General features: G+C 65.1%; 19 protein-coding genes and 1 pseudogene. 7 read left to right on the top strand and 13 right to left on the bottom strand.

Annotated features, from left to right (window positions below):
- The first annotated feature begins 1 nt into the window (after position 1).
- Both AB0J66_RS20285 and AB0J66_RS20280 read left to right on the top strand, forming a co-directional pair.
- Positions 2–478: an NUDIX domain-containing protein gene (locus tag AB0J66_RS20285; protein WP_364662612.1), complete on the top strand. Its 477-nt coding sequence runs from the start codon at positions 2–4 to the stop codon at positions 476–478.
- Positions 471–923 carry a hypothetical protein gene (locus AB0J66_RS20280; RefSeq protein WP_364662609.1) on the top strand — a complete coding sequence of 151 codons (453 nt, stop codon included), beginning with the start codon at positions 471–473 and terminating at the stop codon, positions 921–923. Before AB0J66_RS20285 ends, AB0J66_RS20280 begins: the two co-directional genes overlap by 8 nt.
- Positions 924–926: 3 nt before the next feature.
- Here the strand turns inward: AB0J66_RS20280 and AB0J66_RS20275 are convergent, their stop codons facing one another.
- Complete coding sequence (locus tag AB0J66_RS20275) at positions 927–1,475, bottom strand: HD domain-containing protein (protein WP_364662607.1); 549 nt, start codon at positions 1,473–1,475, stop codon at positions 927–929.
- A 41-nt stretch (positions 1,476–1,516) separates the two neighbouring features.
- Positions 1,517–1,771, bottom strand: coding sequence for a hypothetical protein (locus AB0J66_RS20270; protein ID WP_364662605.1), 255 nt, complete (start codon positions 1,769–1,771; stop codon positions 1,517–1,519).
- Between the two features lie 139 nt (positions 1,772–1,910).
- Here AB0J66_RS20270 and AB0J66_RS20265 point away from each other — a divergent pair, with 139 nt between their 5' ends.
- The gene (locus AB0J66_RS20265; protein WP_364662602.1) at positions 1,911–2,639 is read left to right on the top strand and encodes an XRE family transcriptional regulator; all 729 of its coding nucleotides are present in this window, start codon (positions 1,911–1,913) and stop codon (positions 2,637–2,639) included.
- A gap of 1,659 nt (positions 2,640–4,298) precedes the next feature.
- Positions 4,299–4,841: a GGDEF domain-containing protein gene (locus AB0J66_RS20260; RefSeq protein ID WP_364662992.1), complete on the top strand. Its 543-nt coding sequence runs from the start codon at positions 4,299–4,301 to the stop codon at positions 4,839–4,841.
- Between the two features lie 40 nt (positions 4,842–4,881).
- Here AB0J66_RS20260 and AB0J66_RS20255 read toward each other — a convergent pair whose 3' ends face one another.
- Entirely contained in the window at positions 4,882–5,496 is a 615-nt protein-coding gene (locus tag AB0J66_RS20255; protein WP_364662599.1) for a hypothetical protein, read from the bottom strand.
- Positions 5,497–5,549: 53 nt separating this feature from the next.
- Positions 5,550–7,172, bottom strand: coding sequence for an RNA-directed DNA polymerase (locus AB0J66_RS20250; RefSeq protein ID WP_364662596.1), 1,623 nt, complete (start codon positions 7,170–7,172; stop codon positions 5,550–5,552).
- Between the two features lie 1,401 nt (positions 7,173–8,573).
- Between AB0J66_RS20250 and AB0J66_RS20245 the strand changes: the two genes are divergently transcribed.
- Positions 8,574–9,767 carry an amidohydrolase family protein gene (locus tag AB0J66_RS20245; RefSeq protein WP_364662594.1) on the top strand — a complete coding sequence of 398 codons (1,194 nt, stop codon included), beginning with the start codon at positions 8,574–8,576 and terminating at the stop codon, positions 9,765–9,767.
- Here the strand turns inward: AB0J66_RS20245 and AB0J66_RS20240 are convergent.
- The 7 genes and pseudogenes from AB0J66_RS20240 to AB0J66_RS20210 all read right to left on the bottom strand — a co-directional run bounded on the left by AB0J66_RS20240 (position 9,720) and on the right by AB0J66_RS20210 (position 15,905).
- Positions 9,720–10,307 (bottom strand): WS/DGAT domain-containing protein, encoded by a 588-nt coding sequence (locus AB0J66_RS20240; RefSeq protein WP_364663020.1) that lies wholly within the window; start codon positions 10,305–10,307, stop codon positions 9,720–9,722. The two genes, AB0J66_RS20245 and AB0J66_RS20240, sit on opposite strands and share 48 nt — an antisense overlap.
- An 84-nt stretch (positions 10,308–10,391) precedes the next feature.
- A pseudogene (locus tag AB0J66_RS20235) lies at positions 10,392–11,060 on the bottom strand (wax ester/triacylglycerol synthase domain-containing protein); the annotation flags it as partial.
- 819 nt (positions 11,061–11,879) lie between these two features.
- Positions 11,880–12,878 (bottom strand): LLM class flavin-dependent oxidoreductase, encoded by a 999-nt coding sequence (locus tag AB0J66_RS20230; protein ID WP_364662592.1) that lies wholly within the window; start codon positions 12,876–12,878, stop codon positions 11,880–11,882.
- Positions 12,879–13,442: 564 nt separating this feature from the next.
- A complete protein-coding gene (locus tag AB0J66_RS20225) occupies positions 13,443–13,925 on the bottom strand; it encodes a RidA family protein (RefSeq protein ID WP_364662590.1) in 483 nt (160 codons plus the stop codon).
- Between the two features lie 64 nt (positions 13,926–13,989).
- The gene (locus tag AB0J66_RS20220) at positions 13,990–14,391 is read right to left on the bottom strand and encodes a cupin domain-containing protein (RefSeq protein WP_364662588.1); all 402 of its coding nucleotides are present in this window, start codon (positions 14,389–14,391) and stop codon (positions 13,990–13,992) included.
- Between the two features lie 199 nt (positions 14,392–14,590).
- Positions 14,591–14,833: a hypothetical protein gene (locus AB0J66_RS20215; RefSeq protein WP_364662586.1), complete on the bottom strand. Its 243-nt coding sequence runs from the start codon at positions 14,831–14,833 to the stop codon at positions 14,591–14,593.
- 67 nt (positions 14,834–14,900) lie between these two features.
- Positions 14,901–15,905, bottom strand: a complete 1,005-nt coding sequence (locus AB0J66_RS20210) for a nuclear transport factor 2 family protein (protein WP_364662583.1) — start codon at positions 15,903–15,905, stop codon at positions 14,901–14,903.
- A gap of 97 nt (positions 15,906–16,002) precedes the next feature.
- On the opposite strand from AB0J66_RS20210, the gene AB0J66_RS20205 reads away from it, so the two are divergent.
- Positions 16,003–16,701 (top strand): helix-turn-helix domain-containing protein, encoded by a 699-nt coding sequence (locus AB0J66_RS20205; RefSeq protein ID WP_364662580.1) that lies wholly within the window; start codon positions 16,003–16,005, stop codon positions 16,699–16,701.
- Between the two features lie 9 nt (positions 16,702–16,710).
- On the opposite strand, the gene AB0J66_RS20200 is transcribed toward AB0J66_RS20205, so the two are convergent.
- Entirely contained in the window at positions 16,711–17,181 is a 471-nt protein-coding gene (locus tag AB0J66_RS20200) for a hypothetical protein (RefSeq protein ID WP_364662577.1), read from the bottom strand.
- 144 nt (positions 17,182–17,325) lie between these two features.
- Here AB0J66_RS20200 and AB0J66_RS20195 point away from each other — a divergent pair, with 144 nt between their 5' ends.
- Positions 17,326–18,264 carry a TIGR03619 family F420-dependent LLM class oxidoreductase gene (locus tag AB0J66_RS20195; RefSeq protein WP_364662574.1) on the top strand — a complete coding sequence of 313 codons (939 nt, stop codon included), beginning with the start codon at positions 17,326–17,328 and terminating at the stop codon, positions 18,262–18,264.
- Between the two features lie 58 nt (positions 18,265–18,322).
- Here the strand turns inward: AB0J66_RS20195 and AB0J66_RS20190 are convergent, their stop codons facing one another.
- Positions 18,323–21,856, bottom strand: a complete 3,534-nt coding sequence (locus AB0J66_RS20190; protein ID WP_364662571.1) for a S8 family serine peptidase — start codon at positions 21,854–21,856, stop codon at positions 18,323–18,325.
- Positions 21,857–21,938 lie beyond the last annotated feature (82 nt).

Raw genomic sequence — 21,938 nt, 5'->3', positions numbered from 1 at the left:
CGTGGGACAGCGGATCGACTTCTACGACGACCCGGACGCGCCGCGCGCGACGTCGTTGGTGCCGTCGGCGAACGTGGTCGTCAGCAACGAGGCCGGCGAGGTGCTGCTGATACGGCGCTCCGACAACGGCAATTGGGCGCTCCCCGGCGGGTCCATGGACCTCGGCGAGTCGCTGCCGGAAACCGCCGTGCGTGAGACGCGCGAAGAGACCGGGATTGAGGTCGAGATAACCCGCCTGGTCGGCATCTACACCGACCCCCGCCACGTCATCCTCTACACCAGTGACGGCGAGGTACGGCAGGAGTTCTCCGTCGTCTTCTCGGGCCGGCCGCTCGGCGGATCGCCGACCACCAGCGCGGAAACGACGGAGGTCCGCTGGATCCCTGCCGCCGAGATCGGATCCCTGCCGATGGATCAGTCGATGCGCCTGCGACTCGACCACTTCTTCGCCGCCCCGCAGGATCCCCACCTTGGATAGCGACTGGTTGAGCGCTTTCGCCGACGTGTTCTCCGCCGTCGGTACGGTCGGCGCGTTCCTGGTCGGCTTTCTGCTGCTGCGCCGTGAGCACCACCGCGAGGCCGGCCGAGCCGAGGACGAACGCCGCGCGCAGGCCGAGCGGATCAGCGCCTGGGTGGAACTGACACGGAAGGTCGACGGCGGTCGTGAGCTGGCGTTCCACATCCACAACGCAAGCGCGATGCCGATCTACGAGGTCGAGCTGCCGCTACCGGCGCGCGAGGATGAGGAGGCAAGCTCGGAATTCGTCGGCCTCGTCCCACCCGGGAGCACCGTCCAGCGTCCCGCGCCGCCCGACTGGCTACGCACGTACGTCGAGCCCGAGCCGGTGCAGATCGAGTTCCTGGACAGCGCCGGCCGGAGGTGGAGCCGGGACGAGCAGGGCGCAATCTCCCGCGCCGACTGATCCTCAGCTATCGTCGAGCGCCACCGTGATCACCCGCACCGAGTCGATGATCAGCGGACTCGCCTCCCGGATCGACTCGGCGACCAGGTCGCCATCGCCGTAGCGGGCAAGGATCTCGGCGAGGCGCAGTTCCACCTCGGTCGGCTCGCCGTCGGGCGTCGTGGTCATATCGGCGTAGGTGATCGCGTGCGAGGCCAATCCTTCGACCGGCGGGAACTCGCGTGCGAGCTGATCGGACAGCCCACGGTTGCGGGCCTCGATAAACGCGCACGAGTGGTGCGCAACCAGTCGGCAAGTCAGATCATTGGCGTGGGCGGCGTCGCGCAGGTAACGGGCGCCGTCCAGTTGATGCATGCCGGTCACGACCAGGTCGGGCGCATAGCCGACGTCGTGCAGCCATGCGGCGGACACGAGGTCCGACGCGTCGCCGCCTACCAGGTGCGCGACCGACTCGGCCTTGCGCCCGACTCCTTGGCTGTGTGACCACCGGCGCGGGATCGACTCGGCCAGCAACAGGCGCGCGAGGTCACGGGCACGTTCGGCTTGATCCACATAGGCAGACTAAGCGAACGTCCCGCTACACGCACTCAAGGTCACTGCCTGTTGTCGTCCTCCTCCGCCTGATTCGTTTGCCGCGCAGCACCGCTCATCAGTACGGCGGCAAGCCTGTCCGCGACAATCGGCAGGACATCGCCGATGCGCACAACCGCCGCGCCCTGACGATCGATGGCATCATGCAGCGCCGAAAACTCCTGACCGACGTCAAAGCCGACGTCTTCGAGCGCGAGCGCCAAGCGGTCCGCCGAACGTTGCGCCGACTCCTGCTCTCCGCGATCGTCTCTCGTCATCGCCGCTCGCCCGTCCACTCTCTCGATCGTGACTCTCGCCCGACTCTTCACGTCAGGTGACGGAACGTGAACCACGGCTATAGGACGTCTCGGGACTTCTTCGATAGCATGGCGGTTCTTACCGACGATCGGAGTCGTCGTGAACAACCCTCTCGCCCGCGCACTGCGAGGCGCCGGCGTCAACGAAGTCGAGGTCGCGGCACGCCTCAGGGTCGACCCGAAGACCGTTCAGCGCTGGATGTCTGGACGCATGCCGTATCCGCGCCACCGCAATGCCCTGGCGCGCCTTACCGGCTGGTCGCAGCATGACCTCTGGCCCGACCTACCCCGACCCACGCAGCCCGATGCCAACGCCGACGAGGTCCGGATCGTCTACCCGTACCGCTCCACCGTGCCAACCGAAGCCTGGTCACGGCTGTTCGCCGAAGCCAAGTCCGAGATCGACATCCTCGCCTACAGCGCACTCTTTCTCGCCGAGGACTTCGCGGCGGTGACGCAACTGTCCAATAAGGCCAAGACGGGCGTACGGGTGCGGATCGCACTCGGACGAGAGGACGGGCTCCACATCGTCGAGCGCGGTCGCGAGGAGGGCATCGGCCATGGCCTGAGCGCCCGTATCCGTACCGCACTGATCGGATTTCGCCCCGTCACTGACGCTGGCGCCGACCTACGGCTGCACGACACCGTACTTTACAACTCAATTTACCGAGCCGACGACGACATGTTGGTCAACACCCATATCTACGGGCGGCCAGCGTCACACGCGCCGGTAATCCATCTCCGACAATCTACCGCTGGCGGCATGGCCAGCACGTACCTTGACTCGTTCGAGCGCGTGTGGGCCGACAGTTGCGCAGTCAACGCCTGACGCGTCGAGCTTGGCAGCCCGGCCGCACGCTCGCTGGGGGGCACGTACGGCCGGGGCCTCATGCGGCCGGTGTCCCAATGCTCGCGCGATCTGGATACCGGCTCACGACCAGGTTTCCTCTTCCCGCCTCCGCTTAGAACCGCGTCTGTCAGGACGTCCCGGCACATCTTGATGTCCGCGACGGGTACCGCCTGCGATGATCGGTCGCTCGACCAGGCAGTTCGCCGGCCCTGCCACCTACACCTTCGGGAGGCCGCGCGGGCTCCTGCGCACGACAAATTGCCAGGAGGACGGCGCGCGACTAGATAGCAAAAGACTACTAGGCGTTAGCGTAGAGCCAGACGTCTGCACTCGTCGCTGTCGACCAATCCTCAGACGATGAGCTGCATCGATACCGCTATCCTCGGGTGCAAGACACGTACACAGGAAGCAGGCGACGGAATCCGACGATGGCCATGGCCACGCGGTCGATTGCCTTGCTGGCCGTGGTGTCACCGCAAGTCGTAGCCTGTACGCGTCGAGCTCGAGGGGGACTCTGCCTTGAATTGGTTACTGGCCGCGGCGGAAACAACGAAGACTTCACCCACACCGCCGGTATTGACAACAATTGTTGTCGCTGTAATTAGCTCCGGCGTCGTAGCGGCCTTCGTCAACGCGATATCGGGGAATCTTCGAGCGAACGCGAATCTCCGCCGCGACCGCTATGCTCAAGCGGTTCGGTACCTTGTTGCATGGGCCGAATATCCATATCGCATCCGTCGGCGTACCGATGACGAACCTGCCACACGCGCAACTCTCGCTGACCGTGGACATACACTCCAGGAACAGCGAGCGGAGATAGCGGGTTGGATTGGCGCTGAAAGTCGGACGCTCAGCATCGTATTCGACCAGTGTTGTCGGGAGATTTCTCAAGTCGTTGGACCGGCTTGCGCGGAAGCGTGGGAGTCACCTCCTATCACCACAGGAAGCGGGATGAACCTCCGCGACTTTGGGCCGCGTGGTATTGGACTGATCACCGCGCGCATGGAGCATGCGTGTCGATACAGGTTCGGTTTCCGCCGAATGATGTGGCGCAGCTGGGTCTTAAGTCGATTGGACCGCTGGGAACAAGAGTCCAAAAGCGATACCGTCGGCGTCGCCAATGGCAACGTCTTAGGGAAAACGCACCTCGACTTAGAACCGGCATCGAAAGCAACATCATCGGAACATCCATAAGGGGCGACAGAGTTGCCCACACCTGGCCACGTGAACGAACTTCGCTTCCCCCGGCAAGCGAAAATACTTGTGCTGGCTCAACCGGGTTACCATCGCAAGCACATCGACGAACTCCGAAAGAATGAGTCATTGGAAGTGCTGGTCGCCAGCAGGAAGTCTGCTACAAGGAACTTCGTCGCAGTCCAACGGTTCGACCTCGTCGTAGTTTTTCCGGGCGCTGGCCGTCTGCCTCGCGGAATCGCAGCCGCAGCCAGAGATCCATGGTTCAAATCAATTCCAGTTCTAGCGGTGGGAAATTCTCGGCAAGCTGGTCGAATAAGCTCAGCCGGCCTTACAGTTGACCATCTTCTTCCGCACGAAATATCTCCGCACGAATTCGCCCGGTGGGTGAACGCGGTTTGGAAGCGCGCTCGATACCTTCGCGAACTCTCCCCGGATACAGGGATGCCCGGAAAAGGGTGGATACTAGAGGAGCTGGCCGAACGCATCGCCGCCAACCGATCGTTCGCTTTCCTATTGTACGATATCGATCGCTTTAAGAGCGTAGTCGATGTATACGGGTGGGATCGGGCCGGGGAGTTCTTAAGGGTACTCGCGGACTCCTTAACTGCGGCCGGTTTTGACGCGGGACCACCGCGGCCCAAACTGGCTCACATCGGAGGAGACGACTTTCTAGTGCTCTGTGAGCCAGACCAAATGCTGAAGATCGCGCGGCATTCTGTCACCTCTTTCGAACAGGCAGCAGATCGCCTATACGACCCAGAGGACCTCCGGAGAGGATACATCAACGTACCGGATCGGCGGCGCAACTTACACCGAGCAGCACTCGTAACACTTTCAGTCGGCGCCGTCATTTCTGCGCTGGAGGAAGGGCGAATCAAGTCCGTTGCTGAAGCGATACACGCTGTATCTGAAATGAAGAAAGTCGCTAAAGGTCAGCCTGGTTCATACGTCGCGATTGATCGTCGCAAAGTTTCAGATGGATAGCACAAGCGAGCCCTAGTGTCGTCTGCCTACGGGCAATCTATCACGCGGATACTTGAAACCCGACCATCGTGTTAATGATGTCCTGCATAAGTTCGACGGCCGAACGGCCACACAACCCGAAAGATAGATCTTCCAAATCATCAGTGAATCGGTAGGCGCGCCGCGGGTTGTACAAGCTAATCGTTTCTATCGGAATATCTGACGCTCGCAACATCGCACAATAAGTGAGCAGCTGCCGGAGGTCAGTACTCCTAAAAGGGCGCGAAACGGTCTTGACTTCTACGAGGTGCGAGAAGCTCAAGATATCACCGATTGAGTTGTTAACCACGCCGCACCCGGGTATCGATGGAAAATACTCTGCGTCTCCGAGGGTGCTGCTGAATCGAGTTAAATTCTGCTGGATTAAGCGTGTTTCGGATTTCTCGCTCTCAGTTAGGGTGGCATCGCCAAATTGCCCACGAGGTAGCTGAGAAATCATCGCAGCCGCCGCCTGCTCAGCGTCATCGTTTTCAGGAAAGAGGGGAGCGTCAACAGCAGCACGCCGGAACGCGGTCTCCGCGATTAATGCACTTCGCATTCCAACAGTGCTGAGTGGAACCGGCCTGCCTAGCGGCAACTCCTCATCGTTGATCCAGTGCACGACCTGCTCCATCATTGGAGTCAGTTGACGCCATGCCGAGCCTTGAAGCGAAAACCGACGGACGGATATCATACCGGCACCGACCAACCTGACTGGTTGGCACGTTCCGATGCCCACCTCTCGACGATTTCATCAAAAGAGCCAGCCGTTGGCCTATTTGACCGACGCCAATGACGGCCCTCGTCGCCGAGGCTGAAGCTCGCGACACGAAACGCACGCCGCACCCAGTCATGGTCGCGTCCGAAGGAACGCTTGCGCTCACTTAACCAGTATCGCGCATCCCACTTTGCCATTGTGAGAACGATGTCTCGCTGAATGTTCGGCGCGGACTCAGATCCATATCCGTGAGCTGCACCGTATATGCGTATCAGCATTCGTTCGTTCTCGGTTGCCTTGCGTGCGCCTAAAACTCTGACGATGTACGCTAGGTTTAAATCGTTTTTGGCCACGTAATGGTTATCATCTATTAGCCCTCGGACGGTGGACAAGATCTCGGCTGCCGCAACCTCATCTTGAATATCGTCGAGGCACTGCCTTACCGCAAGCATCACTTGCGGAATGATGGGAGCGAGCGTTTCGACATTTTCGAGCAGTGAAACGACGGCTTGAGCCCTGCTTCCCTCGTCCATATAGCGAAGCGCAGAAACAAGCCGTTTGGTCAGGCTAATATGAATACGGCCCTTGGTTATCTCGTCGCGAAGCATACCCAGAATGTCGAACTCAGACACTTGCTCCATCATTCGGTCGTAGTCTTCGACCGCAGTCGTTGCATACGGGTCAAAATGAAGGCGCAACCCGAGGAATCGGCGGCCGGCGCTCTCCGGATCCCCTTGCTGCTGAGATTCGGTAACTAGATCATACTCGGAGGAAGTGAATATTCGCGTCTTAGCCTTCTGTAGCGAGAATCCCTCGTTTCGCATCAGCTTTTCGGATAGCATGCCGATGCATCGATGAGCCGACTGCATGTCGTCGACAAAGAATCGATAGTCGTCTGCATAGCGACAGAATTCGCCAGCTTCACTCTCAGCAAGCAGTAGTCGATCCACACGGTTCAAAACTAACTCTGACAGAAGGCGCGCCGCGTTTCCTCCCACCGGCAGTCCGTAGGATGTTCCGTCGCTGATTCTGGTCAAGATTGAGATGATCTGCTTCGAACGTTCGAAACTGGAATCATCTACTTCCTGCAACGCGTTCTCTAGTCGGTGGTGATATATCCTCGTGTAAAAGTCGGCAATGTCTACGCTGACCACGAATCGATGCCGGCTAGCTAGATCAAGGCAGCGTTCCTGGAATTTACGCCAACCGTCAACTTCAAATAGCCCGTTCGCCGGATCACTGTCATAGCGATACGAGAATACAGTCTTTTCCTCGGGATCAATCCGCGCCTGCTCGATGGCGGGCGCCAAGGAGGTCACTAGACCCAACAAATATGCGTTCCAAGCAGGGTCGATTTGCGTGGTCCAACGGTATCCCGCATAACCGACGGGGGCAAGCGATGAATGTTGAGTAATAGGCGTGTTTGAAAGAGATGCGCGAAAATCATTAGAGATGCGCATCAGTAAATCTACAACTTCGTCATTCTTGTCGTGTAGGACGTGGTTCTCGATGGGGAATGGGAAGACATCGGTGTCACCTCTGGTGGCGACATTCTTTACTGCCCGATCAAACGCAGCACGATCGATGGCGCCCATCTCAGCCCTCATTGCTCCCGGTTGTAATCGTCTGCGCCCGTGCCGGATGGACACACCGCCGGTAGAGCATCTCCGGTGTTACCCCTTCCCTGCGCCCGCGCTGACCAAGATCTGATCTTGTCGCCTCCAACCATCGCATTAAAGCAGTGGCTGGTCGATGGTGGAATGTGGGGTGGAAGGCATGACGTACCTCGCCGCGCCTCCCGCATGACCGCTCGCGGCGAGCAGGACCGGGTACCTACATGAACGAGGCGTGGACGTCCCAATCTGGCCGTGGCGCTTCGACCGGCTGTCCAGGGTGGCTGCCCTGCCAATGCCACGACTGCGCCGGGGTCCTGGCGCTCCATGGTCGAAGTCCGTCTGTAGGACCCCGAACTGTAGCCAGCTGCGGAGCAGGCGTCGAGCTGGTCGGCAAGTCATCCGTTACGGCGTATCAACGGTGAGCCGATCTCGGCGTGGTTGACGTCGGGGGCCGGTCCCAGCCTGATGGGCTCGGGTCGGCCGTACTTGACGCGCGGCGCACCATGGCCCCGCCAAGAGGCACGAGCAGAACTGCTACAAGATCACGCGCATGCCAGCTCACGGGACACGATCACCGTGTGAATACCCTTCGTGTTGGGCTCCGGACACCAGTATCGGTGGAATTCCACCGCAACGGTGAGCTTTACCGACTGGAACCTCGCATCCGTTGCGACGGATCCTTAAAGGTCAGGCCGTAATCAGCGGCCTGACCTTTCGCGTTCCCCGGTCAGCGTACAGCGGATGTGCTGACGAAGATCGGTATGGGCTCGGCGGCCAGGCCACGCCGCGATCGCTCCAAGCAGTTTACCGGGGGCGCTGATCCCGCCCATCGTCCAGCGCCCTCCCCGTCAGCCCCGCTGGTTTCTGGCCTCCACTCGGTATCGGGTTGCAGATCGGCGGCTACGCCGCATCCGCGCTGCTGGACATGGCCCGCCTCGGCGGGTCCGGCCGGTTCTCCGTCCCGCCGTTTGCCCTGGGCGCCGGACTGGCCGTTTGGGCACCGGGTCCACGCTGTCGTCGACGGTGATGCGGTCGTCTTCGCCGGGTCGCCGACCGGCCGGTAAGCCGTGGGCAGCCACGGTGAACTCGCGGTGCCCGATGCCGCCCTTGCCCCGGCCGGCATCGGCGATGCCGGCCACGTGGTGCCGGCCGGTGTGCTCGACCACGGCGTGCTTCCAGTGTCCGCCGACACATGGCCGTTCGAGACCACCTCAGCGCGGACTTCAGGGCTCGACCTACCGGTGTTCCATCAGTCAGTACCCACGGTTCCAGCCGGATGGGCTCATCCGGCTGGGTGAACTCGCCGGCCGACTGAACGACCTACCAGTCGAGGAGTGCCGGAACCTACCGTCTCGAAGGGCCCGGCCGGATTGGAATCTCATGCGCTCGTTTCATCTCCGTACCTCGGCCATGTTCGATGGCCGATCGGCTACCGGACCAACCGTCGTCACCGTCACCGACGGCGTTATCAGCGCCGTACAGCACGACCTGGGGAAGCTTCCGGATGACGGAGTCCCCGTGCTCGACTTTGGCGTCGATGCGTTTCTGATGCCCGGGCTCATCGACCCGCACGTCCATCTCGCGTTCGACGCCGGCACCGATGTCGTCGCCTCGCTGTCCGGCGCCGATGATGCGACGCTGGTACAGCGCATGCGTGCAGCAGCCCGGCGTGCCTTGGCTGCCGGCATCACCACCGTCCGCGACCTGGGAGACCGCAACTTTCTGGCATCCGCCGTCACCACCGGCCCGGTACCGGCGACCGACCTGCCGGAAATTCTGTTCGCGGGGCCGCCCATCACCACCAGCGGCGGCCACTGCTTCTTTCTCGGCGGGATCGCCGAAGGACCAGAAGAGCTGCGAGCCGCCGTGCGGGAACGCCACCGCCGAGGCTGCCATGTCGTCAAAGTGATGGATAGTGGTGGAACCATGACTGCGGGAACCGACCCGGAGGTGAAACAGTATTCCCGGTCGGACCTTGCGGTCATCGTCGAGGAAGCGCACGCGCTCGGCCTTCCGGTTGCCGTGCATGCCCACGGAACGGATGCCATCGCGGATGCTGTGGCCGTGGGGGCCGACAGCGTCGAGCATGCCTCGTTCTTCGAGGCGGGCGAGGTGCGGGCACCCGAGGATCTCCTCAACGCCATCGCGGACAGCTCCACCGTCGTCAGCATCACCTTGGGCACTGTGCCGGGTGGACCTACTTCTCAGCTTCCTGCCTTCGTCCTGGATCGTCTCGATGCCATGTTCGCCGTGTACCGAAGTCTCCACGCGAGGGGAGCACGCTTGACGATCGGTTCTGATGCCGGTATCAACGCGCTCAAACCCCATGACGTCTTGCCGTACGGGGTGCAGGCTTTGTCGTCCCGGGGCTTCGATACTCGCGAGGCGCTGGCCGCCGCTACCAGCGTGGCGGCCACGGTGTGTGGTGTAGGCCACCGTAAGGGCGCGATCGTTCCCGGTGCGGACGCCGATCTGCTCGTCGTGCGGAAGAACCCGCTCGATGACCTCGCTCGGCTGCGTCAGGTGCTAGCCGTCTTCAGAGCCGGCGTCCGCGTCCCTGACGCCGTGCCATGATCGGGAGAGCGTCGAATTCGCTCGGACTTCCCGGCTGAGCGCTCGGCGCCATGCGGTGATAATCTCCACCCCAGGGACTCCGAAATTGTCGGTCAATTCGTCGCGTGCCGCGACGTACAGATCTTCGGGACGTGCGATGACACCGATGTCCATGTTGATGCTGATATGACAGAAACCACCGTACGTCGCAATCGCAAAAGTCAGCGGAGATCCGATGGCCGGAGCATGGATGAATGCCTTGTCCACCTCGATTCCTCCTACGAAAAGGCTTTTTGGCATCGGCACGTTCGTGGCGACCGCGTCCGGTCGAGCATACAAATTGAGGGCAAGGGTGCCCTGTGCGCGGCCGGGGAGCCACTTGATAAGTCGACGCTCGAAGCCAAGCGCTTCATTAGCAGCCTTTTGTCGGCCCCGTAGGGCAGATTGTCTTGCCTCGGCCAATTCTGCCAAGATGTCTTTCCGGCCGCTCAGCGAGATGGTGACGTCCGCGGTATGGTTTCCTAATAAGCCGTCGGCCGGTCTCCGGCGACTGGCCGGCATGACAAGGTTGTAGCACGGCCGGCCTCCGACTGCCCTGCTCCGGTGTAGGACCCGGGAAACAAAGGCGATGAATAGATCATTGTTGTTACCGCCAGCCAACGTCGCCCTTGCCCGCCAGAGTTCTACGGGTATGCGGAAGTGAATTGACTTTCTGGCCGGCGTGTTGTCCCGCACTCTCTTGGCGACGGGCCCACGCGCATAGTATGTAAGTCGTCGCGACAAGGCTGCCCGTTCCGACGGATCGGCCAAGAGCCGACCGAGCTCTCTTGCTGTCCGTGTGGGTGAGCCTGCATGAGCTGGTGCCGGATGGTTCGACGCCTTTCCTGGCCTGTCGTCGTGGGGCGTTTGACCTGAAGTCTTTCTCGGAGTTCTGGCCTGACCGAACAGCGAATGAACGAGATTCCTCATCCCGACCCCGTCGGCTAGGCAATGGTGCATCCGGAAAAGCAGAGCGGATGGCGACGAGGTATCTGAATTCGTCAACAACCAGATCTCCCAGAGCGGCCTCTGAAGATCAAACGGACGAGACTGGAAGTCGTCGGCTAGGCGTAGCATCCCGCCAAGAGAAGTGGGATGGCCCAAGTCGATATGACGAAAGTGCCGGTTGAAATCGAAGTGGACGTCGGTCACCCAGGCCGGGCCTCCGGCAACGGGTGGTCGACGCCGTATCCTCCAGCGGAGCTCGGGAACGGCGAGGCTTGCTTCGTGAACAGTCCTACGGATGTCGTCGATGTCCGGACGGCTTGGGATCATCAGAGCGGCACCGGCCGATAGATTGAGCCTTCTGTTAAGGCCCATGAAGTAGTACCTCTGGTCATCGAGGCTCATATTCGCCACGGCCGCCACATCCCTCCAGCACACAACCCCGCACGCGAGCAGCGGCCAGGCGGACCGGTCGCCGTGCATCCTACTTCTCCTTGATGCTGCTCCTTGCTCATTCTGCGACCGATCCCACTGCCTTGGCCTACCATTCGTGATATGTCTCACCGCGAAGTAAGAATTGGACTTGTGCGTCCGGATACTGCCGCAAGTAAGCAGTAGATCCACAGCATTGGGGCGTCGCTCCGGTGCTGGACCGTCTGTCTCTGCCGGAATGGGGACCGGTTGACAGGAAGGGGCGGCCGGCCGCAGCCGAGACGATTTTCGCCGCCGCACACAGCAGGCAGTTCAAACCGGCTCTTGGTCCGTGAGGAGTTCGTGCTGATCCGTCGTGCCGGGCGGACAGCATCCGCGAGACCGAACCCGGCAGAGTCGGCCGGTCGCAACGGATCCGCCGGAATGCACTGCGCTTGCAAGCCCGTACAGCATCTCCGGAAGCTCGGGGCGGGCTGCTGGCCCGGCACGGTGGCGGGGAAGCAGGACCACTCCGGCGCAGCGAAAGGGGCGACCGGCGCGCTTACGCGTGCCGCTCGTGAAGGCAGCGCCTGCGATATTCCGCCACTCCACCCACAAAAGAGCGATATCCGCCGGCTCGGCTTCAGTGTGACTCCGCATCCGGATGCGAGGAGGCCGTCAACGGGGAGACCGCTTCTGAGCTGGACGAAAATAGCGTGCGCCGCCGGCCGGTCGGTGTCACATGAGTATGTCCGCGACTATTTCGTACGATCGGATGCGGGCCGCGTGATCGGCAACGAGAGTACTGATCATCAACTCGTCCGCGCCGGTCGCGTCCATCAGTTCGTGGGCGAGCCGCCGCATCGTCGTGGGACCGCCGACCATGTGGAAAGCAGTCCGGCCGCGCAGGAACTCCTGTTCTGAGGAGGAGTAGTCGTACGCAGCCGCTTCGGCGGGCCAGGCCAGCGGTCCGAAATCGCTGTCGCGCGCCCGCAGGGCGAACAACCCGATGCTGCCGGCGAGCCACGCTGCCTCTTCGTCCGTCTCGGCGGCGACCCCCATCACCGCCACCATGGCGTACGGGTCTTGAAGGACAGCGGACGGCCGAAAGTCGCGACGATAGGCTTGGATGGCGGGCACGCAGGCATGACCGTTGAGGTGACGCGCGAAGGCGTAGGGCAAGCCCGAGCTGGCCGCAAGCTGGGCGCTGGCGAGGCTGCTGCCAAGGATCCACACTGATGGACGATTGTCCGCGCCCGCCGGTACCGCGATGACCGCATCCCTGGAGGCCGGAGCGGCGAAGTAGCCGAGAAGTTCGGTGAGCTGGCCGCCGAAGGCGGCTCCCTCGTCGCTGTGTCCGGGACGGCGCAGGGCCGCGGCCACGGCCGGCGGCACCGGCGACCGTCCGATGCCGAGGTCGATGCGTCCCGGGTACAAGGCCTCCAAGGTACCGAACTGCTCCGCCACGGCCAACGGGGGATGGTTGGGCAGAATGACGCCACCGGACCCCACCAGCATTGTCGAGGTCACGGCGGCGATCCGCGCGATGAGGACTGGCGGTGCGGAACTGGCGTTCGCGGCCATATTGTGGTGTTCGGCAACCCAGTACCGGTGGTAGCCCAGCCGTTCAGCGTGGCGGGCGAGGTCGACGCTCCGGCCGAGGGCTTGCGCGGGGGAGGTTCCGGCGGCTACCGGCGCAAGGTCAAGCACCGAGACGGGAAAGGTCCGGTCAGACATCGCGTACCCCGTCCGACGCACTTTCGTTCTTGCCCATTGAGCAGCCGCTCCGCATGCCCCGGCAACGCCCGGATCCGACCATCACGCCGGTCGCGGCCGCCGAAACGGCAGCAGCGCCAGTGTCGATCGCGTGTTCAACCATGAGCGGGCATTCCCTCTATTGAGTAAGGATGTTCAAAGAAGTCATCGGCCGAGCTCTTCGGAAGATCAATCGATGTGAACCTCGCCCCACGGCAACGACCACGAGACTCCTCGAACGGGAGCGCAGGCAAGTACTTCGATGACCACCATCGCCAGCCCAGCCGGACGTCATATGGTGTCGCTCCACACCCTGCGCCCCAGCGTCGCACCCGTGACCGGCATGACCGCCGCAGTCCTCACCGGACCGCCTCTGAAGCGGCGCCCCCGGCCATCGGCCGGTTGGGTCTACCTACCGGGTGATACGGCGGCGCTTGCCCGTCAACTCGCCGAACCATCGGTACAACGCGCCGCGATGGGGGCGGGCGGGCCGCGACCTGGCGGCCCGCCCGCGAACTCGAGTCGACGCTGGACCGCTCCCGGCCGTCACGAGGTGATGGCGACTTCGGCCTCGATCTCGACCGGGATGCCGAACGGCAGCTCGGCCTGGCCCACCGCGGACCGGCTGTGACTGCCCGCCTCCGGGCCCCAAAGCTCGACGACAAGGTCGGAGAAACCGTTGATGACGGCCGGCAACCGATGGAATCCGGGCGCGGTGTTCACCATGCCGAACACTCGCAACCAGGCGGCGATCCGGTCGAGGTCGCCCAACTCTTTGCGAAGGCTGGCCAGCATGGCCAGGCCGGTCAGACGCGCGGCGGCATACGCCTCCTCCTCGCTCACGTCCGCACCGACCTTACCGAAAGGGCCGGCCAGCGACCCGTCGTGCTGCAAAGGTCCGTGCCCGGAGACGAAGACCCGATCGCCGAACGTCCGCACCCACGGGAACGACAGCACGGCCCCGGGAGGTAGCCGTATCGGGTCTGGCAGTCGCAACCCGAGCTCATCGAGCCGCTTCTCGATCCGCATTCCCACCATCCTACGGGCGGTCGACGCGACGCGACGGGGACAGGGCGCAGGTGTACGACGACGGTCAGGTCATTCCCCGGTAGTCGGCATCGAGCACGGGATCGCCCCAGAGGACGAACGCGCCGGCCGGGTCAGCGCCTTGGACGGCGATCATGGTCATCGCGGAGTCCGGGTCGGCGCCGTGCCAGTGCCATTCGCCGGGTGGCGCCACGACGGTGTCACCGGCGCCGATGGCCACTGTCGCTCCTCCGTCGCGTACCTGAATGAGACCGGAACCGGCCACCACGTGAATGATCTGGCCTTCCGGGTGGGAATGCCACGGGGTACGGGCGCCCGGGGCGAAGTAGACCGACTGCATGCTCAGTGTCGATCCTGACCCTGGCCGGACGAGGTGGTCGATCCACACTTCCCCCTGGAAATGGTCATCGCCTCGCGCGGTGCCGACCGGGCGTCTGTTGATTTCCATCAGCTTTGATCCTCGATGACTCGACGGGACAGCGGTCCGGCAGCCGGGTGAGCACTCCCGCCTGAGCCGGTCACACCGCGGTCGCTGAACCGTTTACACATATCCGTGTCCGGCAATGCGCAGGTCTTACCTCCGGAAACCTGGGACTCAGGGAACGGCCCGAGGAGATGAACTTCGCGAGCATTGTTGCGACGGCCGATCAGACCGCGCCGACGCGGTTGTCGGCGCCTGCATCAACTTCAGCCCCGAGATGGTCGGTGAACAGCTCGCTCCCGATCTCATGGCCGTGTCGGCCGGGCCGGCGGTCGTCTCGATCGCCGACGAGGACGCTGCCGCGAATCCGGAAATGGTCCACGTACGAGCTCAAGTAGTCGGCCATCTCGTTGCGACCGGGATGTTCTCCCGGAGAAAGCGGAAAGGGCCGGCCCGGCGACAACCACATCAAGATCGGTTACACCACCATGTCGGCCGATCTCACCTCGAAGTTCAGTGGGCAGCGCGTCCTCCTTCTAGTGTTCGATAGAGGCGGTCTGCAGGCGGACGAGGTGCGCATCGTCGACCAGAGCGCCGTCCCAGACCGCGGTGAGCCGGGTGATCTTGGAATCCGGTCCGAGTTCCAGGGCGGTCAGGCCGCGCGGCACCGGGCCCGCGCTCTTCCACTCGAACCCACCGCCCTCGGCGCTGCCGACGACATGGCGGACCGCCACGCCGGCATGGGCGTAGGGCAGGTCACCGCCGGCTCGGCGCAGGAACCCGGCGACCGCGGCGGTGCCGGTCAGGCGAAGGTGGGCGGGCTCGTCCTCGAAGAGCACGTCCGGAGCCAGCAGAGCGACCGCATCGTCCACCGCACCAGTCGCGAAGGCGTGGTTGAGGCGCCGGGAGACCCGCTGGATCACCGGGGACGCGGTCTCACCGACGATCGACTCGCGCCAGTCCGCCGGGAACTGGTCCTTCGGAAGCTGCGCCGCGGCCAGATTGCTCAGGCCGAAATGGCGTCCGTCCCAGTAGTCGACGTTGCGGACGATCAGGCCGCGGCGGAAGTTGACGGCGGCCGCGGCCCGGATCTCGGCGGGCCCGAACGCCCCGGCCGACTCGACGAAGAACACCAGTGCGCTCGTGGCGTCACCGAGGATCCGTACGGGATAGGACCTGACCTGGGCGGTCCAAGTGGGCATGACCTGCCGGAAGAAGTCCAGGAGGGACTGCCAGGTGGCGAACGACAGGCCGAGTGCGGCGTCGAGGTAGGCGAACGGGTCGCGCGAGAAGTGCGCCATCGTCGCGTCGGGCCTCGCCGCGTTCTTGTCGTGGAAGTACGAAGCGACCAGTTTGCCCACTTCCGCGCTGGCGTGCGAGACGTCCACCGTTGGGGCCGTCCTGAAGATCGTCGCCGGCAGACCCTGGGCGGCGGCGGGAACAGATGTCAGCAGCGGTGCCGCCGCGACGGCGCCACCGGCGGCCAGCACACCGCCCAGGATCTGGCGCCGGGACGGACGTGAGACTTCGGAGTCGAACATCGGACCACTCCTCTCTTATCCGGAAGATAGCCTTCCGTTTGATAGTCAGACCGTACCACTAAGCGGAAGTCAATCTTCCGTTTGTTAGGATGGTCACGTGCCGCCACCTCCACGCCTGCGCAGTGACGCGGTCCGCAACCGCGAGCGCATCCTGACTGCCGCCAAGACCCTGTTCGCAAGGGTCGGCATGCAGGCGTCGGTGGAAGACATCGCGCGCGAGGCCGGCGTCGGGGTCGGTACGCTCTACCGCCGCTTCCCAGACCGCACCGAGCTCATCGAGGCGGTGTTCCTCGACCGCGGTCAGGCCTGCCTCGACCTGCTCACTCAGTGCCTCGCACAGTCCGATGCCTGGCAGGCGTTCCACGCGTACGTCACCACGCTGTGCGCGATGCAGGAACAGGACCGGAGCATCGCCGATGTGCTGACGCTGACCCTGCCGCCGTCACCGGCCATCCAGCGCGTACGCACCGGGATATTCCACGCCCAGAATCAGCTCATCGCCCGCGCGCGGACCAACGGCGGGCTACGCCCCGATTTCACCGGCGAGGATGTCGCCACGCTGCTGCTGGCCAACGCCGGCATCATCGCCGCCGTCGCCGACAAGCTTCCCACCGCGTCCGCCCGGTTCGTCGCTCTGCACCTCGACAGCCTGCGCACCGGCGAGCTCAGCGAACTGCCCGCGGGCCCCACGCCGGAGCAGATGCTGGCCGCCCTTCAGCGCCCGGTCACCAGTCAGCGCGTCCCCGTTCCGCCCGCCGGGCGCCCGACGCTGCCGCTGCTCTCCGAGCCGGAGTGAGGCGCCGCGTCATCGGCGCTCATCCAGCGCACGAATCGCCGAGCCGATCAGAACCTGGGCGTCGGCGTATGTGCCGCTCGAAAACGCCGACGGCGGGGTGGAGCCGGGCTGCGCCGCCTCCTGCTGCTTGGCCTCGACGTATCGCGCCAGAAGGTCACGGATGGCCGCATTGGGGATCCGCTCGAGCAATGCCCGCAGGCGATGGCTCATGTGCGAGAACGAGGCACTCGCGTCGAGGCGCGCCGCGGAATCCCCATGCCGCATCGCCACGACGGAGTCACTGAGTTCGACCATCTGGTCCTGGATCTCGTACAGGTTGCGTCTTTCCTCATCGGCACGTAGGCGGCCCCGTTGGGCCGACTCCCGCACCGCCACTTCCCGCTGCGACCCTCGATCGGAGATCCACTGCCCCACCACGGTCAACGCGCCGCCCAACAGCGCGGCGATGCCCGATGCCACGGCGGTTGAAACGGCCTTCACAAAGCCACCTCGCTCCACAGGGGAACGCCGCCGTACGTGACGCCGCGAGCCGGGAAACTCACCCGCGACGTCGCTCACACCGGTGAGCCGAGCGGCTACCGATACGACGGGGTGGGGAGAATCCGCCGACCGAGGAGAGCCGTCGTGCCGTTCAAACTGGGCGTCAATCTTCCGCAAAGCACCAACTACGACCTCGCCGAGGACATCGTCGCGGCTGCCCGCGCCGCCGAGCAGATCGGTTACGACAGCGTGTGGGCGTTCGAGCGGGTTCTGTTCCCGCACGATCAGACCGGTTCGCACGGCTTGTACGGCGTACCCGATCTGCCGTGGCCCGCCGTCTACAGTGCCATCTCCGATCCCCTGGTCACGCTGGCCATGGCGGCCGCCGTCACCAGGCGGGTCGAGCTCGGCACCGGGGTGTTGCTGCCGCCGCTGCACCTGCCGGTCAAGCTGGCCAAGACGATGGCCAGTCTCGACCACTCGAGCCGGGGCCGGTTCATCGCCGGCCTGGGAAGCGGCTGGTCGATCGACGAGTACGCGGCCGCGTCACCCCGCCCGTTCGCCGAGCGAGGGGCCGCCCTCGACGAGTTCCTCGACGTCGCCGCAGCGGTCTGGGGCACGAACCCGGTCACCGTGGACACCGGCCGTTACCGCATCGATCAGGCCGACGTGAACCCGAAGCCGGCCCGGCGCATCCCACTCTATCTGGCCGGCAGCAACGGGACCGCGATGCTGCGCATCGCCCGGCGGGCCGACGGCTGGCTGCCGACCGGCATCTCGCCCGCCCAGGCGGTGGCCGGGCTCGGGCTCATCCGGGAGATGGCCGAGGCCGCCGGACGGGAACCGACTGCCGTCGGCTGCATCTTCCAGGTCTCGCTGCGCGGCCCCCTGGTCGAGGTTCCGGCCGAGGGCCGGCAGCCGTTCACCGGCAGCGTCGATCAGGTGACAACCGACATCACCGAACTGGCCGCGGGCGGCATCGAGCACGCCTACCTGACACTGCCGTACGTGTCCCGCGACCGGAACGAGTACTTCGACCGGATGGCCGAGATCCATGCGGCGGTACGCGGAGCCGGCCTGTAGACGACCGCGGATCCTTGGTGTGCCGCCCGGCCGTGGAGCCGGGCGGCGCACATGTGGTTCAGCGCGACGCGGCCGCGCCGACGGTGTACTCGTACGGGATGACAGCCAGCAGTTGCCCGGTCGCCGGCGGCGTCGCGTCCTCGATCTTCGTCAGAAGGCTCGCGTCGGCGGCCGTCACGATGTTGAGATGACCGCGAACCACTGTTCCGGCCGGCGCCGACGGCGTGATCGTCACGTCGATGCCCGCCTGGGCACCCGGCTGGATCACCGACGGCGTACCCGGCGGTGGCCCGGTCGTCAGGGCCGGGGGCTGGTACGGATCGCCGGTCGACGCCGTCACCGAGGTGTCGAACCCCGGGGTGGTTGCGGACATGGTTATCGTGCTGCTCCCCGTCGGTGCCCCGGCCGATCCGTACGGCCCGACCTGTGCTGTCTGCAGTCCCCAGTCCCCCGCGCTGACGAACCCGCCGGCACCGTCCACCACTGCGGTGGAGGACTGTCCCGAACCGGAGGTCGCCGGCCCGACCGCGCTCGGGGCGGAAAGGAGCAGGCCCGCGGTGGGTCCGTCCATCTGAGCCATGACCGGCAGCTCGGCGCTGACGGTGCCGGACAGTTCCGTCGTCTGAGGCGGTACGCGGAACCGGGGTGCGAGCAGGAAACCGGACTCGTCGACCGGTAGCGTCTGCGAGGCCACTCCGAGATTCACCGTTCCGACCACCGCGGTCCGGGCGTCCGCGTAGGCCGACAGGGTGGTCGATCCGGTGTTCTCCAGATTGATGTGGACGGTCGTGGGCTTGCCGCCGGGCAGGACGGTGGTCCGCTGGTGCGGCAGATCGGCCGCGTCGACGGCGACCTTGTCGAAGGTGATGATTCCGGTGAACGCGGAGCTGACCGCGTCACCCGGCACGGGCTGGCCGATGACGACCACCAGGCGCCAGCGGCCGGACTGGGGTTTCGCCACATAGTTCTGAACAGCGTTGCCGCTGAGGAAGGTGTCCTTCGCCAGATCCGCTCCGATGTTGTTCTGGGCACTGGCGATCTGCCCGTTCGGCGCGATCAACGCGATCATGGCCGCCGGCGTGCCGGTCGCGCTGAAGACGGTGGAGACGTCGAGATCACGATGCCCGGCCGGGACGTCGAACGCGTACGTCGTCGTCTGTGCCGCTTGCAGACCCCGCCCGTTGCCGCCGGTGACGGTGCCGCTGAAGCGGCCACCCCGGGCGGTGACGGGCACGAGGGCCCGCTGAACCTCGGGAACGACCGGCCGGCCGGCGCCGAAGGTCAGCTCCGCCGTGGAGTCGCCGCCGGTGCTCGGCAGCGTGCTGTGCGCGACCACGGTACTACTCGCTCCGGGCGGTAGCACGAGCGTCGCGGGCGACGCTGTGCCCGCCCGCGTCCAACGCTCCTGACGGACCGAGAAGTGGACGTCCCCCTTGAAGGCCGGCACGGTCAAGGGCACCCCGAGGAGACTGCCGATCGCCGGCGTGGTTGACAGGACGGCCGTCCATCTGCCCGGCCGGGGTCGAGCGAGGTCGACGTTGCCGTAGTTGCCGGCGGTGGTGCCGCCTTGTGGCCGGCTGCTGATGACGTAGGCGCCGCTCGGGTCCAGCAGGGTCACGCTCACCTGGGGCGTCGGGATTCCGAAGGCCGCCCCGTTGAATCCGATGGCATCCGTGCTGTGGTAAGCGATGGCGACCGCGACGTGGTCGGTGTGCGGCCCGACGGTGAAGGGAACGCGCCGGTAACTGTCGGTTTCGCCACGCGGGCCCGCGAAGGTGGGGTCGGTGTCCGGGTCGAGCGACACAGTGCTCTGCTCCGCCGGAGCCATCGGCTCCAGTCGGCGCAGGCCCGGATGCAGCACCACGGCCCGCGAGCCGGGGTTGCTGACCGTGACGCGGCTGGTAGCGGTCTGCCCGGGCGCCGCCGTGACTGTCAGCTGCGAGGCCGACAGGAGGACACCGTCTCCGGATGCGGCGCCTGGCTTGTCCGGATGGCCGGCCCGCATGGCCAGACGGGTCGCGGCCAGGGCGTTGACCTGTCCGGAGCCCTGCTGGTCCGCCGGTGCACCCAGGTCATCGGAGGAGCTGGTGAGGATCTGGCGCACCAGGGCCGGGGCCGGACTGCTCGCGTGGTGAGCCCGCCGGTACGCCTGAATGACCAGTGCCGCTGTTCCGGCGATGAAAGGTGCGGCCATGCTGGTGCCGCCGAACACCTCGATGTCACTCGGCGCCGGGGCAGCCGGATCCCCGTTCAACGAAGTGCAGCCGGGCACCGAAATATCGGGAGAGCACGCCGCCCATCCGGCGTCGGCCGGTGCGGTCAGCGTCGGCACGGTGCCCGACTGGGTGATACCACCGGAGGAGAACGCGCCGATGTTGCCGTTGACCCAGTGTCCGTTCGACAACGTGGTGCCGGCCATGGCGGTCTGCATCGCCAGGCGCTGAGTTGTGGATCCCGCGGCGGAGATGACCAGCGGGTCGGCGGCCGGGGACCCGATAGTCCCCGTCGCCCCGGCATCGCCGCCGGCTGCGATCACCGTGACACCGGCGGCGACAGCCTCGTCGTTGAAGGCTTGTACGGCGTTGGCGGTACCGGCGTCGGGGTAGCTCGCCGCCCCGATCGACTCGCTGATGATGTCGACGTGGGCGACCGTCACCGCGTAGTCGATGGCTTGCACCACGGAGCCGATGGTGGTGTAGGTGCCCTGCGGCCCACCGTCCAGGACCTTGAGGGCGACGACGTCAGCCCCCGGGGCGACACCTCGGATCTGGATGGTGCAGCCCGACGGCAACGGATGGGTGGCATTGACGAAAGTCGACAGGTCGTGGACCACGTTTCCCTGCGCGGTGATCGTCGAGGCGTCGCCGTAGATCTCCTCGCCGTACGCGTGACCGCTCTCCGCCACCGGGGCGCCCGAGAAGTCCTGATAATCGACAATCGCGCTGCTGCCGTCGGCCCGGCGGTAGTCCGGTGCGGCCGGGTCGAGGCCCTCGGCCATGACGGCGACCTTGACCCCGGACCCGTCGGCGAGCTGCTGGGCGCCCACGGCGCCGTCGGTTCCGACGGCGTGGATGGCGGTCAGGCCCTCCGGCTCGAGCAACGGCTGGGACGGGTCCGTCGGGCAGAGCGCAGACGAAGCGTCACGGCCGGGACGTGGGGTCACGAGCGGGTGACGACGGCCGGTGGCCGGCCCCGAGTCACCGCGAGGGTGCACGGGCGCCGTCGCGATTCTGGTGGCGGCCGGGACGATCCGGGCAACGTCCGGATCGGACCCGAGGGCGGCGACCTGGGCGGGAGTGACGGTGGCGAGGAAGGCGTTGCCCACCGTCAGGTGAGTCACTGCACCGGTGATGCCGGCGCGCTTGCCGACGGCATCCTGCTGGCTGGTGGCCGACGACCGGCGGCGGCCCTCGTGACCGGCGTCCGGTGGCAGCGCTGTGAGGCGGTCTTTGAGAACGACCAGCACCTCACCGGCGGGGGCGGCCGGCGTACCGACGGCCGGGGGCGCCGCTCCGACGGCAGGTCCGGTGAGGACGGCAGCGGTCAGACCGGCCACGGTTGCGGCGCCGGCGCGTAGGTTGCGGAGTGACATCACGCCACGTCCACCCGGGTCGGCGGTGCTGGCATCTCGGAGGGGAGATTCATACCGGGATAGTCGTCGGGGCCGGCACCAA

Source organism: Actinoplanes sp. NPDC049598 (assembly GCF_040675435.1).
Classification (GTDB): domain Bacteria; phylum Actinomycetota; class Actinomycetes; order Mycobacteriales; family Micromonosporaceae; genus Actinoplanes.
Note: the sequence above shows the minus strand (reverse complement) of the source record. Positions and strands in the feature narration are given on the sequence as shown.

What these genes read in the sequence shown, in the direction of transcription:
- AB0J66_RS20215 (WP_364662586.1), bottom strand. Translation starts at nt 14,833, where the DNA reads ATGTGGTTGTCGCCGGGCCGGCCCTTTCCGCTTTCTCCGGGAGAACAT.
- AB0J66_RS20210 (WP_364662583.1), bottom strand. Translation starts at nt 15,905, where the DNA reads ATGTTCGACTCCGAAGTCTCACGTCCGTCCCGGCGCCAGATCCTGGGC.
- AB0J66_RS20260 (WP_364662992.1), top strand. Translation starts at nt 4,299, where the DNA reads ATGCCCGGAAAAGGGTGGATACTAGAGGAGCTGGCCGAACGCATCGCC.
- AB0J66_RS20270 (WP_364662605.1), bottom strand. Translation starts at nt 1,771, where the DNA reads ATGACGAGAGACGATCGCGGAGAGCAGGAGTCGGCGCAACGTTCGGCG.
- AB0J66_RS20220 (WP_364662588.1), bottom strand. Translation starts at nt 14,391, where the DNA reads ATGGAAATCAACAGACGCCCGGTCGGCACCGCGCGAGGCGATGACCAT.
- AB0J66_RS20250 (WP_364662596.1), bottom strand. Translation starts at nt 7,172, where the DNA reads ATGGGCGCCATCGATCGTGCTGCGTTTGATCGGGCAGTAAAGAATGTC.
- AB0J66_RS20245 (WP_364662594.1), top strand. Translation starts at nt 8,574, where the DNA reads ATGCGCTCGTTTCATCTCCGTACCTCGGCCATGTTCGATGGCCGATCG.
- AB0J66_RS20230 (WP_364662592.1), bottom strand. Translation starts at nt 12,878, where the DNA reads ATGTCTGACCGGACCTTTCCCGTCTCGGTGCTTGACCTTGCGCCGGTA.
- AB0J66_RS20255 (WP_364662599.1), bottom strand. Translation starts at nt 5,496, where the DNA reads ATGATGGAGCAGGTCGTGCACTGGATCAACGATGAGGAGTTGCCGCTA.
- AB0J66_RS20225 (WP_364662590.1), bottom strand. Translation starts at nt 13,925, where the DNA reads ATGCGGATCGAGAAGCGGCTCGATGAGCTCGGGTTGCGACTGCCAGAC.
- AB0J66_RS20240 (WP_364663020.1), bottom strand. Translation starts at nt 10,307, where the DNA reads ATGCCGGCCAGTCGCCGGAGACCGGCCGACGGCTTATTAGGAAACCAT.
- AB0J66_RS20190 (WP_364662571.1), bottom strand. Translation starts at nt 21,856, where the DNA reads ATGTCACTCCGCAACCTACGCGCCGGCGCCGCAACCGTGGCCGGTCTG.